We start from the raw sequence: 16,425 nt of genomic DNA, 5'->3' as shown, positions 1-16,425 counted from the left end.
ATCTTGCCGATCGCAACCGGTGGCATACCGCGGCGCGCGACGTACCGTGACGGGAACATTGTCGTGCCGAGGGAATGGATGGTCACGATGACAACTGTTGCAGCGCAGTCTCTTTCGTCCGAGTCTACGATTACGATTCACCCGCAGTCCGGCTACACCGGAGCCGAGATCTCCGGCGTGGACCTGGCGCAGGACCTGCCCGATCGGGTCATCGCCGAGATCCGGCAGGCCCTGCTGAAATGGAAGGTCGTGTTCTTCCGCGACCAGACCATCGGGCACGCCGAGCAGGTGGCGTTCGCCCGGCGATTCGGCAAGGTCACCCCGGCTCATCCCTACGAGGACAATCCGCCGCCGGGTTTCCCGGAGATCTTCCCGATCGACAGCAGGCGCTACGGCGAGCAGTACGGCCGCAAGCGCACCTCCTACGACAGCAGCTGGCACACCGATGTGACCGCGCTGGTGAACCCGCCGGCCTTCTCCATCCTGCGCGCGGACATCTTGCCGCCGTACGGCGGCGATACGGCATGGACGAATCTGGTCGCCGCGTACGAGAACCTGCCGGCCCCGGTGCGTGACCTCGTGGACGCCCTCGATGCCGAGCACACCTTCGAATCGCGTGCGGCACAAGGCGGTACGCGAGCGAACGCGGTGGCCCGCAAGCCGCTGCGCAGTTTTCACCCGGTGGTCCGGGTCCATCCCGAGACCGGTGAGCGCGCGTTGTTCGTCAGCCCGGGATTCACCCGGGCGGCCAAGAACCTGCGTGGTCTGGGTCCGCGGCTGAGTTCGTATCTGCTCGACGCGCTGTGGGAAGAGGCGACCCGGACCGAATACACCGTCCGCTTCCGCTGGCAGCCGGGCAGTGTCGCGTTCTGGGACAACCGGGCCACCGCGCATCTCGCCATCCCCGACGCCGGGCACCTCGGGCACGACCGGGTGCTGTACCGGGTCACCATCGAGGGCGACGTCCCGCAGGGGGTGGACGGCCGCCGGTCCGAATCGGTGGAGGGCGAGCCCTTCCACGGCTCCTGATTCGTGCTTTCCGAGAATGTCAGGAGCAGAGACGTGACCGAAACGTGGCAGATCGACACCGATGTGCTGGTGATCGGCGGCGGCCCGGCCGCCTGCTGGGCGGCGATCCACGCCCGGGCGGCGGGCGCCGAGGTGATCCTCGTCGACAAGGGATACTGCGGGACCAGCGGCGCGACCGCACCGGCCGGTACCGGCGTCTGGTACGTCGCGCCCGACCCGGCGGCCCGCGCACAGGCCAAGGCCGGTCGCGAGGCGCTGGGCGGATATCTCGCCGACCACTACTGGATGGACCGGGTCCTCGACCAGACCTACGCCAACATGAGTCGCCTTGCGACCGAGGGCAGATACCCCTTCCCGGTCGACCCCGGCACCGGGCGGCAGATCCGCACCGGCGTGCAGGGACCGGAGTACATGCGCCGGATGCGCGCGTGGGTGCGGCGCGCCGGAGTGCGGATCCTCGACCACTCGCCCGCACTGGAATTGCTGGTCGACGCCGACGGCGTGGTGCGCGGCGCGGCCGGGTATCGGCGGCAGGCCGACGGGGACTACCGCATCGCCGCCGGAGCCGTGGTGCTCGCCAGCGGGGGCTGCGCGTTCCTGTCGAGGGCATTGGGCACCAACGTCGATACCGGCGACGGGGCCCTGATGGCCGCCGAGGTCGGTGCGAGCTTCTCCGGCATGGAATTCTCCAACGCCTACGCGATCGTGCCGAAGGGCGCCACCGTCACCAAGACCGCCTATTACGGCTACGCCACCTTCTTCCACGAGGACGGCCGCGTGCTCGAGGGCGCGGGGTCGACCAAGGGCCGCTCGGTAATCGCGCGAACGCTGTTGCACGAGAAGGTTTTCGCGCAGCTGGACCGCGCGGACGCCACGGTCCGTGCGCAGATGCGACTGGGGCAGCCGAACTTCTTCCTCCAGTTCGATCGGCGCGGCATCGACCCGTTCACCGATCGGTTCGAGGTCCACCTGCTCGCGGAGGGGACGGTGCGCGGCACCGGCGGGATCGACGTGATCGACGACGAGTGCGCCACCACGGTTCCCGGGCTGTACGCCGCGGGCGACGCCGCGACGCGCGAACGCATCTGCGGCGGGTTCACCGGCGGCGGCAGCCACAACTCGGCGTGGGCGATGTCGTCGGGCACCTGGGCGGGCGGTGGCGCCGCTCGCTTCGCCCTGCGGTCGGGTCGTCCCGCGGTGACCGATCTGCGGGGCGCCGGGCGCACCGGGTTGCGACCGGACGGCACGGCGGGGGTGCGGCCCGCCGATGTGCTGGCCGCCGCGCAGCGTGAACTGATCCCGTTCGAGAAGAACTATCTGCGCCACGGTGACCGGATCCGCCCGGCGCTGGCGAGTCTGGACACGTTGTGGCACACGGCCTCCGAGGCTCTGTGTGCCGACAGCGGTGCGGAGCGGGTGCGCGCCCGGGAGGCCGCCGCCATCACGGCGGTGGGTCGGCTCATGTACCGATCCGCCTTGGCGCGCACGGAGACTCGCGGTATGAGCAAGCGGGCCGACCATCCCGACCTGGATCCCGCCCAGCACCATCACATCCTGTCCGGCGGGCTCGACGAGGTGTGGACGGCCACCGCGCCCGCGCGGCACAGCGCCCTGACGGTGGCGTCGTGATCGAGCTGCTGCGTGCCGGCGACTGCATCGGCTGCGACAAGTGCGTCGACGTCTGCCCCACCAACGTCTTCGACCGCGCCCCGGACGGAATTCCGGTCATCGCAAGGCAATCCGACTGCCAGACGTGCTTCATGTGCGAGGCGTACTGCCCGGCCGACGCCTTGTACGTGGCCCCGGAAGCGACCCCGCTGACCGACCACGACGCGATCCCGCAGGAGCACATCGGCCGATACCGCGAGAAGCTGGGCTGGGGCCGAGGCCGCACCCCGGGCAGTCTGATCGCGGTCGGCCCGCCGCTGCCGTACGGCGCACCTCCGCCACGGTTACCTCGGACCTGATCCCGGCCAAAAGCATGCCGGGATGACTGATTCGAGGCATGCCGGGCTGATGTGGGCCGAGGCATGCCGGGCTGATGTGGGCCGAGGCTTGTCGGGCTGATGTGGGCCGAGGCATGTCGGGATGACATGGCGTGCTCCGAGGCACGAGGCGCGGGGAGTCATTCGTAGAGCTGAGGTGGCCACTGCCGCAACAGGTCTCGCTCGCGCGTGAGGAACTCCGCGAACGTGGTCGCTGGTCGGCCGGTGAGATCGCTGACCGCCGAGGTGGTTCGGACAATGAGCCGCCCGCCACCTCGGCGTAGAGCGCGGCCACATCGGCGGCGAAGGCTGCGGGGATCCCCTGCGCGACCAGCTTGTCGGCGAATTCGCCTGGCGGCAGGTCGATATACGAGATCGGGCGGCCGATCGCCGCGGACATTCGTGCGGCGATCTCGGCGTGGGTCAGCGCCTCCGGCCCGGTCAGCACATATCGTTCGCCGCTACCGCGCTCGGTGGCGAGCAGGACCGCGGCGCAGGCCGCGATATCGGCGCAGTCGATGTAGGACACCCGCGCCTGCCCATAGGCCCCGAGCAGGTTGCCGTCGGCGCTGAACGAGCCCGCGCCGGTGCGGAAGTTCTGCATGAACCCGCTCGGCCGCAGGATCGACCAGTCCAGCCCGGATGCCTCCAGGTGCGCCTCGATCTCGGCGTGCGCGCCCTCGGCCAGCAAACCGCCGGGCCGCGCGCCCCAGACCGACACCTTGACCACCCGCCGCACTCCGGCCCGCGCGGCCGCGTCGATCACCGCGGTCTGCTGCGCGATCATCGGCTGCGGTCCGGGCGTGGGTCCCGCGCCCGGGGAACAGAGGAACACTTGATCGACACCGGACACGGCGGCCGCGATCGAGTCCGGATCGTCGAAATCGCCGACCGCCAGGTCACAGCCCAGCGCTCGCCCCCGCACGGGGTCGCGCACGAGCGCCCGAAACGGCAGATCGCGCCGCCGCAAGTCACCCACCAGATGGCGGCCGATCGAACCGGTCGCACCCGTCACCAGGATCATCGCCCACTCCTTCTAAAATCGAGGCACCCTCGAAATATATCTCGAGGGTGCCTCGACTTAGAAGGGTTTGTGATGGGCGAGAGCGAAACACCGGCCCGCCGTCGTCCCCGCGCCGACGCCCGGCGCAATCGGGAAGCGCTGCTGGCGGCGGCCGACGAGGTGTTCGCCACGGGCGGCGCGGACGCCCCGCTGGAGCACGTGGCCCGGCGGGCGGGTGTCGGTGTCGGCACCTTGTACGGGCACTTCCCGACTCGTCGCGCGCTGATCGCCGCGCTGCTGGCCGACCGCAACGAGGCCCTGTTCGAGCGCGGCGACCGGTTGCTCGACGCGCCCGCCACGCTCGACATCGTCGCCGAATGGGTGCGCGCGGTCGTCGAGCACGCCGCCACCTATCGGGGGCTCGCGGCCGTACTCGTGCGGAGTCTGGACGACGACGACAGCGAACTGCACGCCTCCTGCCTGCGCATGAACGAGATCGGCGAACAACTCGTCGCCGGAGCCACCCGCGCCGGCGCACTCGCCCCGGACACCACCGCCACCGACCTCTTCACCCTCGTCAACGCGGCGGCGTGGACTCGCGAACACGCCACTTCCGCGCAGGCGGACCGGCTGCTCACCCACGCCCTCAACGGCCTGCGCGCGTCCGGGTGACGGAGCTGAATTTTAACCAGGATTGCAATCTGATTGAACTGACTGGTTAAATCGAGCCCATGAAGAACCTTGTTGTGGCGGGTGGCACCGACGGAATGGGCCGCGCCGTGGCGCTGCGGCGACTGGCCGAGGGTGACGCGGTGGTGGTCGTCGGGCGGGACCCGGCGAAGGGACAGGCGTTCCTCGCGGACGCCGCGGGGCTCGGGGCGCAAGGACGCGCGCATTTCGTCGCGGCCGACCTGAGTTCGATCGTCGCCACGCGCGCCGCCATCGCGGAGATCCGCGAACGGTTCGACACGCTCGACGCATTACTGTTGTGTGCCAGGCATTTCCGGTCCGAGCGGCTGGTTACCGAGGAGGGGTTCGAGTACAACTTCGCGCTGTTTTATCTGAGCCGATTCGTGTTCAGCCACAACCTGATCGACCTGCTGGACCGTGCCGAGCATCCGGTCATCGTGAACGTGGCGGGGCCGGGGAGCGGGACGGGGGCGATCCGCTGGGACGACCTCGAGGGCGAGCGGGGGTACGACGGCGGACACGCGCTCGCACAGGGCGGCCAGCTCAACGACCTGCTCGGGGTGCGGTTCGCGCGCGCCCGGGTATCGGCCAGGACCCGGTACGTGCTGTTGCATCCCGGGGTGGTGAACACCGCGCTGTCCGGCGACTACGACGCGCCGACCGCCGAGCACATCGAGCGCATGCGTCGCGGTGCCCGGTCGATCGACGAGGCGATCGTCCCGATCCTGGACGTACTCGACCATCCGCCCGCCGAACCGCTCACCGCGATCGTGGAGGGACGGCCCCTGGATGTGCACGGGCCCGCCTTCGACCCCGAGGCCGCCGACCGATTGCACACGGAGACAGTGCGATTGCTCGGACGGCTCCAGCCGGCGGCATGGGGCGTCGATCCGAACCGGTTGCGGCAGGTGCTCGACACCCCGGTGTTCGCCACCGTCGCGACGGTCCAGCCGGACGGCGGCCCGCACCAGTCGGTGGTGTGGGTGCTCCGCGACGGTGACGATGTGCTGTTCGCCGTCGCGGCCGGGAGCCGCAAGGAACGCAACCTCCGGCGCGACCCGCGTGTGAGCGTGCTGCTCAATCCCCCCGAGGCGCCTTACACCTACGCGGCCCTCCACGGCCGCGCGACCTTGGTGGCCGAGGGCGGCCACGAACTACGCGACCGCCTCTCGCTGAAATACACCGGCCAGACCTACACCGAGCACAACCCCGACGTCGCCGAGCGGTACGGCGACGTCGAGATGGTGACTGTCCGCGTCACACCCGAACGCGTGGTCGGCCGGCTCTGAGCAATCGTCCGGGGCAGTTCACACCGCCGGTTCGGGCTCTCGGGCGAAACGGCTCTGCGGGCGGGGGAGGCCGAAGTGGTCCCGCAGGGTCGTGCCGGTGTACTCGGTGCGGAACAGCTTGCGCTGCTGCAGGATCGGGACCACGGTCTCGGCGAAGACCTCGAGCCCGCCGGGGTAGTAGGGCGGCATGACATTGAATCCGTCGGCCGCACCGGAACGGAACCACTCCTCGATGGTGTCGGCGACCTGTTCGGGAGTGCCTGTGAACACCCGGTGCCCGCGGGCGCCCGCCAGGCGGTGCAGCAAACCCCGCAGCGTAGGCCGGTCCCGCTGCACGATCCCGGCCACCACCTGGCGGCGGCTGGCGGCATTGTCGGTGACATCGCCCGCGCCGGCGAACAATTCGACCGGCACCGGCTCGTCCAGCTTCAGGTGCCGCAGATTCTCCCCGGCGAGGTCCTCGAGCTGCCCGAGCCCGTATGCGGGCACGGTGAGTTCGTTGAATTCGCGTTCCAGGCGCTTGGCCGCGGACTCGGTGTCCCCGATGAACGGGCTGATGCCGGGCAGGATCTGCACGTGGTCGGGATTGCGCCCGAAGCCGTGGGCGCGGCGTTTGATATCGGAGTAGAAGGCCTGGGCGTCGGCGAGGCGCTGATGCGCGGTGAAGATCGCCTCGGCGTATCGGGCCGCGAAGGCCCGGCCGTCGTTGGAGGCGCCCGCCTGCACGAGCACGGGGTAACCCTGTGGGGTGCGGGCGGATTGGAACGGGCCGCGCACGCGCAGGTGGTCGCCCGCGAAGTCGATGCGGTGGATCTTGTCCGGGTCGGCGTACCGCCCGGCGGCCCGGTCGAGCAGGATCGCGTCGTCCTCCCAGCTGTCCCACAGCGCGACCACGGCATCCACGAATTCCCGGGCGCGGGCGTAGCGCGCGGCGTGGTCGGGGTGGCGGTCCAGGCCGAAATTCGCTGCGGCGAGGTCGGTTCCGGTCGTCACGATGTTCCACCCGGCACGGCCGCCGGAGATGTGGTCGAGCGAGGAGAAAAGCCGGGCCAGATTGTAGGGCTCGTAGTAGGTCGTGGAAGCGGTGGCGATCAGGCCCAGATGTGTTGTGGCGGAGGCGATCGCGGTCAGCAGGGTGATCGGCTCCAACCCCGGCGCGGCGTTGTATTCCACATTGGTGCGCAACGCCGGGCCGTCGGCGAAGAAGACGGCGTCGAGTTTCGCGGCCTCCGCGGTCCGGCCGATCTCCTGGTAATAGGTGACGTCGTAGATGCGGTCCGGCCCGCTGTCCGGGTGCCGCCAGGCCGCCTCGTGATGGCCGGCGGGGTAGATGAACGCGTTGAGGTGTAGCTGTCGTTCGGTCATGCCGGTATGCCCGCCTTCGTGATGTCGATGTGGTTGTCCGCTCCCGCCGAGCGGGTGACGCCGAGGTCGTGCAGCAGGGATTCCCGGTGGCGGGCGAACCCGGCGTCGCTGTGGCGGCGCGGTCGCGGCAGATCGATGCGCCGATCGACCGCGATGCGGCCGTCGTCGAGCACCAGCACCCGGTCCGCCAGCAACACCGCCTCGTCGACGTCGTGGGTGACCAGCAGCACGCCGGGCGTGTGCCGGGCGCACAGGTCCTGCAACAGGCCGTGCATGCGGATGCGGGTCAGCGCGTCCAGGGCGCCGAAGGGCTCGTCGGCCAGCAGCAGCGCCGGTTCCCGCACCAGCGAGCGGGCCAATGCCACGCGCTGCTGTTCGCCGCCGGAAAGCTCCTTGGGCCAAGCCTTTTCGCGGCCGGCCAGGCCCACCTCCGCCAGCGCGGCGCGGCCCCGGTCCCGGGCTCCGTTTCCGCGCAGACCGAGAATGACGTTGTCCAGCACGCGAATCCACGGCAGCAGCCGCGAATCCTGGAAGACGACAGCCCGATTCACCGGCACCGCCAGCTCGCCCGAGCCCTCGACGCCGTAGTCGAGTTCGGCGAGGGCGCGCAGCAATGTGCTCTTACCGGAACCGCTGCGCCCCAGCAGCGCGACGAACTCGCCGCGGGCGATCTCGATATCTATGCCGCGCAGCACGATCCGGTCGCCGAAGCGGCGGCTCAGGTCGCGGGTGTGCACCACCGTCAGTCCGCCAGTGTCTGCCGCCATGTCAGGGCCCTCCGTTCCACCAGTCGCACCGCCACGTCGCCGAACAGGCCGAGCAGTCCGTAGATCACCAGGCCGACGACGATGACGTCGATCTGCCCGTAGGTGCGCGCCTGGGTCATCAGGTAGCCGATGCCGCTGGTGGCATTGACCTGCTCCACCACCACGAGCGCGATCCACGAGATCGTCACCGCCAGCCGCAATCCGGTGAAGAAGCCGGGCAGCGAACCGGGTAGCGCCACGCGCCGGATGAACTCCCAGCGGGACAGCCCCACGGTCTGCGCCAGCTCGACGTAGCGGGCGTCGACGCCGCGCAGGTGCGCGTGCGTGTTGATGTAGATCGGGATCAGCACGCTGAGGACGATGCAGAGGATCTTCATCTGTTCGCCGATGCCGAACCACACGATGAACAGCGGGATCAGCGCGAGCGTGGGGATGGCGCGCTTGATCTGGATCGGCCCGTCCACCAGTGCCTCCCCGATCCGGCTCAGGCCCGCGAACAGGGCCAGGATCAGCCCGGCCACCACCCCGATGGCCAAGCCGAGCACGGCGCGCCGCAGCGAGGTGAGCAGGTTCGACTGCAAACGGCCGTCCGACAGCAGGTCTGCGGCGGTCTCGGCGACCGTCCACGGCGCGGGCAGCGTATTCGGGTCGATCCGGCCGAGGGCCGAGCCGATCACCCAGACGGCCACGAGCAGTAGCGGGCCGAGCGCGATGCCGTACGGAATCGGTTTGCCCGGACCGAGTTTCGGGCGCTTCGCCCGGTGCGGGCGGGTCGTGGCGAGGACGGCCATCAGTTGGTTCCCGTTCCGAACGACGCGCCGATCTCGGTGACCGTCTGCGTGACAACCTGGTCGAAGCGCAGGTCGAAACCGTCCGCGGCGCGAATCTTCGCGGGCAGCTCACCGGCGTCGTCGATGACGTCGATGGTGGCCTGCTGGCGGTCCACCAGTTGCTGATCGAGGTGCGGGAAGGTGTACACGCCCAGTGAGTCGATGATGCGTTTCGCGTCGTCGGCGCTGACCTTCTGGCTGTCGATGTAGTACTTGCGCGCCCACTCGTCCTGATGCAGGTTCGACCACTGCTGCGCCCGGATGAACGCGGCGACCAGGGCGCGGGTCGCCGCCGCCTTGGCCGGGTCCTGTACGACGGCCCGGCGCGCGTACAGGTACCCCAGCCCGCCGTAGATCCCGGTGACTTCGGAGTCGGGGAGCACCGACGCGCCCGGAGTACGCAGCAGCCGAGTCACATTCGGTTCGATGAGGGGCGCGACGTCCACCTGCCCGGTGCGTACCGCGTCGAGGAAATCGCTCAGTTGCAGGCGGATCAGTTGCACATCGGAGGTTTTCAGCCCGGCCTTGGCGACCGCCCGCAACACCCCCGCCTGCTGCGCGGTGCCCTCGGCGTACGCGATCTTCTTACCCTTCAGATCCGCCAGCCGCGTGATCGAACGGCCCGGCGCGACAGCGAGTTTCATCGCCAGCGGATTGCTCTGATAGGCCGCGACGATCGGCACGTCCTGCTTGGCGGCGAGGGCGTGAATGGGCGGCACGTCACCGACCTGTGCCACGTCGGCCGCACCGGCGCGGAACGCCTCGAGCACGGCCGGGCCGCCGACGAAATTGGCGAACTCCACGGTGAACGGCAGCTTGTCCAGCTCACCGGAGGCGCGCAGCCAGGTCTGCACGCGTTCCTGCTGGTCCGCGACGACGAGTTTGGTGCCCGGCGGTATCTCGGTGGGGAGCGGGCCGTCGGGCGCGCGGCTCACCGTGGTGTCGTTGTTCGCGCAGCCGGTCAGGGCCGCGCCCGCGACAACCGACGCGGCGAGCAGTAGCGCCGTCGTCCGGCCGAACCGAACCTTGACCGTGCGCAGGCGAAACATGGCGTCATTGAATCAGGGCGAAACGGGCACGAAAACCATAGTGCGCGGCATGATTTCAACCCTCGCGCGCGACCGCCGGGCCATTCTCGGCAGGTCTCGGGAGTGACCCTTGCCACAGTCGGTACAGCGGCGTACCGTACGGTGGTACATGGCCGTACCGAGCGGGAGGCGCGCATGACCACTGTGAAGCTGCCGGACGGGCCGAGGTCGCCCGTCCTCGTTCAGGGCATGGAGATCCTCGCGGGGAGAACCCGGGCGTGGCGGCGTCTGCACGACCGCTACGGTTCGGCGTTCACCGTCTACGTGCCCAGATTCGGCCGGATGGTGGTGCTGTCCGATCCGGCGGAGGTGAAGGCGCTGTTCACCGCCGGGCCCGACGTGGCGGACAACGGAGATGTGAACCTCGGCGATTTCCTGGGTCCGAATTCCCTGTTCGCCCTGACCGGTTCGGCGCACCGCCGTCACCGCAAGCTGCTCTCCCCGCCGTTCCACGGCCGGCGGCTGCCGGTGTACGAGGCGCTGATCGAGGAGGAGACCGTCCGGGAGATGGCGTCGTGGCCGATCGGGCGGGAATTCGCGACCATGGATTCGATGATGCGGATCACCCTGAACGTGATCCTGCGGGCGGTATTCGGCGCGGAGGGCGTGGAATTCGACCGGCTGCGCGAGCTGCTGCCCAAGCTGGTACTCGTCGCCTCGGCCCTGGCCGCGGTCCCGGTGCCGCGAAAGTTCTTGGGCCGCTTCGGTCCCTGGGCCAGGTTCGCGCGCTATCGCGGTGAGTACGACGCGCTCGTCGGCCGGCTCATCGATCGCGCACAGGCCGACGACGCCCTCGCCGAGCGGGACGACGTGCTGTCGATGCTGCTGCAGACCCGCTACGACGACGGGTCGGCGATGACGCGCGGCGAGATCGCCGACGAACTGCTGGCCCTGCTCACCGCCGGGCACGAGACCACCGCGGCGACTCTCGCGTGGACCGTCGAGCGGTTGCGGCGGCATCCGGAGGTGTTGCGGCGCTTGGTCTCCGAGGTCGACGCGGGTGGTTCCGCACTGCGCGAGGCGACGCTGCTGGAGGTGCAGCGGGTCCGTCCGGTCGTCGACATCACCGGGCGCATGGTGCACGCCGAGTCGTTGTCGCTGGGGCGCTGGACGCTGCCGAAGGGGCAGAGTGTGCTGGTCAATATCCGGCTGATGCACGACAGCGAGGAGCTGTATCCCCACGCGCGCGCGTTCGACCCGGACCGGTTCCTGGGCGCGCGGCCCGGCACGTTCACGTGGATCCCGTTCGGCGGCGGGGCGCGGCGCTGCATCGGTGCGGCGTTCGCGACCATGGAGATGAACGTCGTGCTGCGCACGCTGCTAAGGGATTTCACGTTGGAGCCCACCGCCGCGCCGGACGAGCGCACGCACTTTCGCGGCGTCGCCTTGGTGCCCGCCGGTAAGGGCCGCGCCGTGGTGCACCGCCGCACCGCGCGACCCGCCGCGGACAGTGCCGCCCGTTCCGCGGAAATGCCCGGGTGAGCGAGCTACGCGACGACCTGCCCGCGGTGGTGGGCCGGGTGTGCACGGGAAACTAGGCTGACGCTCGTGACCCGTGCCGAGCCCGCATCCAGCCCCGACACGGCCGAGCCGGAGTCGGGGTTCCGGCGGCGCCTGCTCGACGGCATGGCCGAAGCGGTGCGCCGGCAGGGTTATCGGGACCTCACCGTCGCCGACGTGGTGCGGCACGCCCGCACCTCGCGCCGGACGTTCTACGAGCACTTCAGCGGGAAGCAGGACTGTTTCATCGCGCTGCTGGCCGAGCGCAACGCCGACACCATCCGGCAGATCTACGCGGCGGTCGATGCCGCGGCGCCCTGGCGTACGCAGGTGCGTCAGGCGATCGAGGCCTGGATCGTGGCGTCGCAGCGCGACAGCTCGATCACGCTCGCCTGGATTCGCGACACCCCGGCGCTCGGGGACAGCGGACGGCAGTTGCATCGCGATACCGGCGAGGCATTCGTGACCTTGATCCAGAACCTCACCGCGACACCGGAATTCCAGTCCGGCGAGCTGCATCCACCCTCACGGCAGATGGCGACCATCCTCTACGGCGGCTACCGCGAACTGATCGCCTCGACGTTCGAGGACGGTGGTGATCTCGGTGAAATAGTCGATGTCGCAGTGGAAACGGCGATCGCGCTGATCGGTCCGCGGCGGGCATCGGGCAACGGGTAGGCGCGCCGCTCACCGCGGCCGGGGGCCGAGGAGTTCGCTGCTCGCCAGCAGCCGCGTGAGTTCGCGCCAGCGGCGCTGACGGTGCGCGAACATCAGGCGCACGAACAGGCGGGTACCGAAACCGGTTATGCCGTCGTCGATTTCGACCTCGTCGGTGTAGCGGCAGCTCGACTCGGTGAGTGGTGTGAAGGTGAGTCGATGGTTCCAGGTGCGGACCGGGCCGCCCCACTCGTTGGTGTAGATCTCCGTCGGCGCGAGGTGGATCAGGCGCAGGTGATGGCGCCAGGTGGGGAGTACGCCGAACCACCAGAGCCGTGCGGAGGTCTCCATTCCGGGCTCGACACGATCCGGGACGAGCAGGCCGGGGACCGAAAGGATCGGGCGCACAACATAGGCGAACAGCTCCGGGGTCCGCGCCAACTTGCACGCCGCCTCGGCCGCGATCGGCAGCTCGGTGGTTAGGGTTACCTTACTCATTGGTGAATCATGGGTGATCCCCGTGTCGTAGGGCAAGGCCCACCGCATGTCGGTCCGGGGCGGCCGCTACGGCTCGGTAGCGCCTTGCAGGGCCGAGGTGCCCGCCGTGGCGATATCGTCCGGCTCGCCGCGGCCGTGGCGGCTGCCCGCGTAGGCGCGCTCACGGATCTCGGCCACTTGGCGGGGGAGCAGTTCCACGCCCTCGGGCCGGTTGGTCACCGGGTCGTAGAAACCCGGTCCGGCGTGCTCGCCTATCTCGCACCTCGACAAGGTGATCTCGGCCAGCGTGCGAGCCGGTCCCCGCCATGGAACCGCTCGTAGCACGAAATCGAGCCGATGGTGTTCCAGGTGGGTGTTCAGATCGTCCACGGAGGCGGTGCCCGGCTGCCCCGGAAGTGGTTGGGCCACAATCCATTCCGCTTCGTGGCCCGGGAAACGGTAGGGCATGAGACTGCCGTAGCAGGCATGCGCCCAGCCGCGCGCGGGCACGACGAGCAGGCGACCGAGCGGACCGCCACCGGTCGTAGCCAATGCCAGATCCCAGGGCCGTTCGCGATGGTCGAGCACGCGCACCGCCAACCCGAGCACATCGGGCAGCGGCCCCGGCAGACCAACCCCCTTGGACAGTCGAGCCAGCACCGGCCGCTCCGCCGCCCCGACCAGACGGGCGTAATCGGCATCCACCGCATGCAACGCCCCGGTCAACGGCATACCGACCGGATGAAACACCCGACCCCGCCGCACCCACGCCGCAGCACCGAACGCACCACTCACCACCCGATCCAAAACCATGCCATCACCCCCATCGCCGCAATATCCACCCCCGCAATACCCGCCCGCCCACACCTCAACCAGCAGCCGTACCCGGCGACCGAACCGATCCCACCCGCACCGGGCGACCTTCGCGGTGGATCAACGACGATTCATGAGGCGCGTGACTTCCCGCACGCGTCGGTCGACACGATCGGACCCTGCATCGCCGTCTATCAGAGCTAGCGTGTGTTCAGCGGCGTCGAACTGTCCCCCTTTGGCGTACGCCTCCGCCAGCCAAGTCCGGTAGAGCGCTACCTCCCGCGCATGGTCGGATGGATATGCGTCGATTGCGCGGGACAACAACGGTTGTGCGTTCCGGCCGTCTCCGAGCTCCACGAAGCACCGGCCTGCCATCACGTCGATCTCGTCGCGGTTGAACCAGTAGACCCAATCAGGCTCGACAACGCCGTCCGACCGGTTTTCGTACGCGTCGTCCACGGCGTCCAGAGTTCGCCGCACGGTGTCTGTGTCTCGTGCCCGTGCACTCGACCACGCCACACGTTCCAGTAGGAGAGCGCGAGCTGTAGGTGTGGCATCCGTGGCACCTGCCACCGCCGATCGGGCGATGAGAACGGCGTCGGCCGCGCTACCGACGTTCGCCTCCTGATAGGCCAGCGTCGACAACAGTTGTCCGGCAAGCGCGCGGGCACCGGCCGCTGCCGCCGCCCGGTGCCCGTCCAGATAGATGCGTCGTGCTTCTTCGAAGCGACCCGCATCGGAGGCGACCCACCCGGCAAGTTGTGCCAGCTCTCCGACCACAGTCAGCAGCCTCCGGCCTACCTCGGTGCTGTAACTGCCGTTCCGAACTATTTCCTCCGCGTCTCCCAGTTCTTTGGACACGACAGGGTGTAAGTCACGGCCGCCGATCGAATCATCCAGTCGCCGAAGTTCGATCACGCGCCGCTCGAGCTCGGCTGCGAGGGTGTGGCCTACCCGTCGTCCGGATCTGGTGTGAACCTTCGAAGGTGTGTCGAGCACAAGCCATTCGTGAGCGATGCGCAAGGGATCGTCCGGGGGTGATTCCAATGTTCGGACGCTGACACCGAGAGCCCTCGAGTACGCGGCGACGTGTTCGGGTGTGATGTGTCGCTGTCCGGCCTCCAGCAAGCCGAGTAGCGCTCTGGAGTAGTGCGTACGCGCCGCAAGCGCGGACAAGCTGAGTCCTGCGGCTTCCCGCGCCGCGCGTAGGCGGCTACCGGCGATGTCGTCCACAGCCCAAGCGTAGGTCAGTTGTAGACGCTTGTAGATGCGAAAACGCTGTCGTTACAGCCGGATTGCGACGAGTCTCGAAGACGCGCCGTAGAGGGTTGTAGCCGACAAACCAACGCTGACAACGGGAGGGGGTACCGATCATGAGATTCCGGCCGACCGCGCTGGGATGGGTAGATACGGAGGTGTCCGATGCGCTGATGTGGGACCGCGCTCAGGTGCAGCGTTTGGCGCGGCATCTCGGATACCTGGTCGTCTGGCCCGAGGCGTCGTTCATCCCACTTGCCGACCAGGTGCGTGCCGCTGACGTGGTGATCACGCCGTCACCGCAGCACCTGAGCCCGCTCGAGGTGAATGGGATTCTGTACGTCGCGGAGATCGAAACTATCTCTCCGCGAATGGGTTTCGCTCGCTGGACCCTGATCAGGGAAGGGGCCGACGCCGGACGGATCAAACCGGACTCGGGCCGCACCCGATAGGCTCCGCACACCGGTACAGCCGACGCGAGGGGAAACAATGAGCGACGAACAAATCGGTTTCGATATCCAATTCGATGACAAGACACAGGCGTTCTTGGGGTGGGCTACGCCCGAGCTCATGGAGTCGCAGATTCGGGCATTCCTGACCCAGACCGTTCCGGGCATCGCGGATTACTCGGATGAATGGTGGAAACGCCCCTTGTTGACTCGTCTTCTTGAAGCATCGAAACAGGTGTTCGGCGACTGGTCCGGTTTTATCGCGCCGGAGAACCGGGAGAGCGCCGACGGGTTCGTCAGGTTCATCGGCGAATGTTGCATCCGTCTCCACGCAGGTATGGCGTGGACGAACAGGCCAGGGTCCGACTGGCCGATATACAACGGTTTCGGCCCGTCGCTGCACTATCCCGAAACCGACAACGGAGCGTCATTGAAGCGCATTGTCGAATGGCTATTCGATGACGACGGCATCCGAATGATCGAATATGAGATTCGAACGGCCGGCAAGCCCGCCTGATTCAACCCAGCCTGGGGGGACTGTGTCGGACGAGTACGACGCCGCGCGACGGGATCTATCAAATTATGAACGCGGCCTTTATTTTGAGCTTGGTCGCGCACATATTCGCGGAGAGACGGCCGAAAAAGGCTGGGTCAGACAGTTTGAAATCCGAGTCGGTCCAGACCAGGAACGGCGACGACTCGACTCGGCGCGCACCGAGGGCCGGGGAACGAGAAGCGTCGAACGAAAGTCCGGACGAATAAATGAAGTTGAGACCAGAAAGCAGCTCCGTATAGAGCGTACAGCGCTCGAAACTGGTCAGCTTACGCGCAGCGGTTGGGAAACTGTGGCAGGTGAGAGGATGCCCGCCACGGTACTTGCGGATCTACGCGCCATTCAGCGGGATTTCCCCGGTAGATTCCGCCATGAAGTAATTTCTCGCGCGGATGCACTCCGAGCGATCGAAATAGGCCGGTCGCTCGCCTCCAAGCAGCTCGAATTGGTACGAGCCTATGAGCTGGATCGTGCGGACCGCGCCCGGAAACGACTCGCGAATATCCGGGAGATCGTACGCCAGAGGGAAGTCAAGGCGAGAGAAGAGAGGGAAAGGGCGGAGCGTGAGCGAGAAGCCCGCGAGGAGCGTGCACGAGTCCAAAGGGGAAGTGGCCGAACGAGTGGCGCGGGAGTTCGCGGAAAAGTACAGAGCTTTGTTGTCTCGCGGCCGGGA

16 protein-coding genes and 1 pseudogene are annotated in these 16,425 nt (G+C 68.3%); 9 read left to right on the top strand and 8 right to left on the bottom strand.

The genetic code is table 11. From position 1 onward, the window contains the following. Positions 1–87: 87 nt before the first annotated feature. Genes QH470_RS37185 through QH470_RS37175 form a run of 3 tightly spaced genes read left to right on the top strand, consistent with a single transcriptional unit; the run spans position 88 to position 2,996 of the window. Entirely contained in the window at positions 88–1,029 is a 942-nt protein-coding gene (locus QH470_RS37185) for a TauD/TfdA dioxygenase family protein (RefSeq protein WP_280277081.1), read from the top strand. A gap of 33 nt (positions 1,030–1,062) precedes the next feature. Continuing rightward, positions 1,063–2,658 carry an FAD-binding protein gene (locus QH470_RS37180; protein ID WP_280277080.1) on the top strand — a complete coding sequence of 532 codons (1,596 nt, stop codon included), beginning with the start codon at positions 1,063–1,065 and terminating at the stop codon, positions 2,656–2,658. Further along, complete coding sequence (locus QH470_RS37175) at positions 2,655–2,996, top strand: ferredoxin family protein (protein WP_280277079.1); 342 nt, start codon at positions 2,655–2,657, stop codon at positions 2,994–2,996. Before QH470_RS37180 ends, QH470_RS37175 begins: the two co-directional genes overlap by 4 nt. Positions 2,997–3,357: 361 nt before the next feature. On the opposite strand, the pseudogene QH470_RS37170 reads toward QH470_RS37175, so the two are convergent. Beyond that, positions 3,358–4,038 (bottom strand): annotated as a pseudogene (locus QH470_RS37170) (NAD(P)H-binding protein); the annotation flags it as partial. Positions 4,039–4,110: 72 nt separating this feature from the next. Here QH470_RS37170 and QH470_RS37165 point away from each other — a divergent pair. Continuing rightward, positions 4,111–4,689 carry a TetR/AcrR family transcriptional regulator gene (locus tag QH470_RS37165; protein WP_280277078.1) on the top strand — a complete coding sequence of 193 codons (579 nt, stop codon included), beginning with the start codon at positions 4,111–4,113 and terminating at the stop codon, positions 4,687–4,689. A 59-nt stretch (positions 4,690–4,748) separates the two neighbouring features. After that, entirely contained in the window at positions 4,749–5,996 is a 1,248-nt protein-coding gene (locus QH470_RS37160; protein ID WP_280277077.1) for a TIGR03618 family F420-dependent PPOX class oxidoreductase, read from the top strand. An 18-nt stretch (positions 5,997–6,014) separates the two neighbouring features. Here the strand turns inward: QH470_RS37160 and QH470_RS37155 are convergent, their stop codons facing one another. Genes QH470_RS37155 through QH470_RS37140 form a run of 4 tightly spaced genes read right to left on the bottom strand, consistent with a single transcriptional unit; the run spans position 6,015 to position 10,007 of the window. Further along, positions 6,015–7,361: an LLM class flavin-dependent oxidoreductase gene (locus tag QH470_RS37155; RefSeq protein ID WP_280277076.1), complete on the bottom strand. Its 1,347-nt coding sequence runs from the start codon at positions 7,359–7,361 to the stop codon at positions 6,015–6,017. Further along, on the bottom strand, positions 7,358–8,128 hold the full coding sequence (locus QH470_RS37150; protein WP_280277075.1) for an ABC transporter ATP-binding protein: 771 nt from the start codon (positions 8,126–8,128) through the stop codon (positions 7,358–7,360). Before QH470_RS37150 ends, QH470_RS37155 begins: the two co-directional genes overlap by 4 nt. Then, positions 8,104–8,919, bottom strand: coding sequence for an ABC transporter permease (locus QH470_RS37145; RefSeq protein ID WP_280277074.1), 816 nt, complete (start codon positions 8,917–8,919; stop codon positions 8,104–8,106). Before QH470_RS37145 ends, QH470_RS37150 begins: the two co-directional genes overlap by 25 nt. Next, positions 8,919–10,007: an ABC transporter substrate-binding protein gene (locus QH470_RS37140; protein ID WP_280277073.1), complete on the bottom strand. Its 1,089-nt coding sequence runs from the start codon at positions 10,005–10,007 to the stop codon at positions 8,919–8,921. Before QH470_RS37140 ends, QH470_RS37145 begins: the two co-directional genes overlap by 1 nt. A gap of 174 nt (positions 10,008–10,181) precedes the next feature. Between QH470_RS37140 and QH470_RS37135 the strand changes: the two genes are divergently transcribed. Together QH470_RS37135 and QH470_RS37130 are read left to right on the top strand one after the other, a co-directional pair. Continuing rightward, a complete protein-coding gene (locus QH470_RS37135) occupies positions 10,182–11,528 on the top strand; it encodes a cytochrome P450 (RefSeq protein ID WP_280277072.1) in 1,347 nt (448 codons plus the stop codon). 66 nt (positions 11,529–11,594) lie between these two features. After that, positions 11,595–12,224 (top strand): TetR/AcrR family transcriptional regulator, encoded by a 630-nt coding sequence (locus tag QH470_RS37130; protein WP_280277071.1) that lies wholly within the window; start codon positions 11,595–11,597, stop codon positions 12,222–12,224. A gap of 9 nt (positions 12,225–12,233) precedes the next feature. Here the strand turns inward: QH470_RS37130 and QH470_RS37125 are convergent, their stop codons facing one another. From QH470_RS37125 to QH470_RS37115, 3 genes are all read right to left on the bottom strand, one after another. Further along, the gene (locus QH470_RS37125) at positions 12,234–12,701 is read right to left on the bottom strand and encodes a hypothetical protein (RefSeq protein ID WP_280277070.1); all 468 of its coding nucleotides are present in this window, start codon (positions 12,699–12,701) and stop codon (positions 12,234–12,236) included. A gap of 66 nt (positions 12,702–12,767) precedes the next feature. After that, positions 12,768–13,493 (bottom strand): phosphodiesterase, encoded by a 726-nt coding sequence (locus QH470_RS37120; protein WP_280277069.1) that lies wholly within the window; start codon positions 13,491–13,493, stop codon positions 12,768–12,770. A gap of 120 nt (positions 13,494–13,613) precedes the next feature. Further along, positions 13,614–14,726 (bottom strand): helix-turn-helix transcriptional regulator, encoded by a 1,113-nt coding sequence (locus QH470_RS37115; RefSeq protein WP_280277068.1) that lies wholly within the window; start codon positions 14,724–14,726, stop codon positions 13,614–13,616. Positions 14,727–14,866: 140 nt separating this feature from the next. On the opposite strand from QH470_RS37115, the gene QH470_RS37110 reads away from it, so the two are divergent. Then, on the top strand, positions 14,867–15,202 hold the full coding sequence (locus tag QH470_RS37110; RefSeq protein WP_280277067.1) for a hypothetical protein: 336 nt from the start codon (positions 14,867–14,869) through the stop codon (positions 15,200–15,202). A gap of 37 nt (positions 15,203–15,239) precedes the next feature. Continuing rightward, positions 15,240–15,716 carry a hypothetical protein gene (locus tag QH470_RS37105; RefSeq protein ID WP_280277066.1) on the top strand — a complete coding sequence of 159 codons (477 nt, stop codon included), beginning with the start codon at positions 15,240–15,242 and terminating at the stop codon, positions 15,714–15,716. Positions 15,717–16,425 lie beyond the last annotated feature (709 nt).

The sequence above is a fragment of the Nocardia wallacei genome (genome assembly GCF_029868745.1).
Taxonomy (GTDB): Bacteria; Actinomycetota; Actinomycetes; order Mycobacteriales; family Mycobacteriaceae; genus Nocardia; species Nocardia wallacei_B.
The sequence above is the reverse complement of the archived record's forward strand: the minus strand, read 5'-3'. Positions and strand labels throughout refer to the sequence as shown.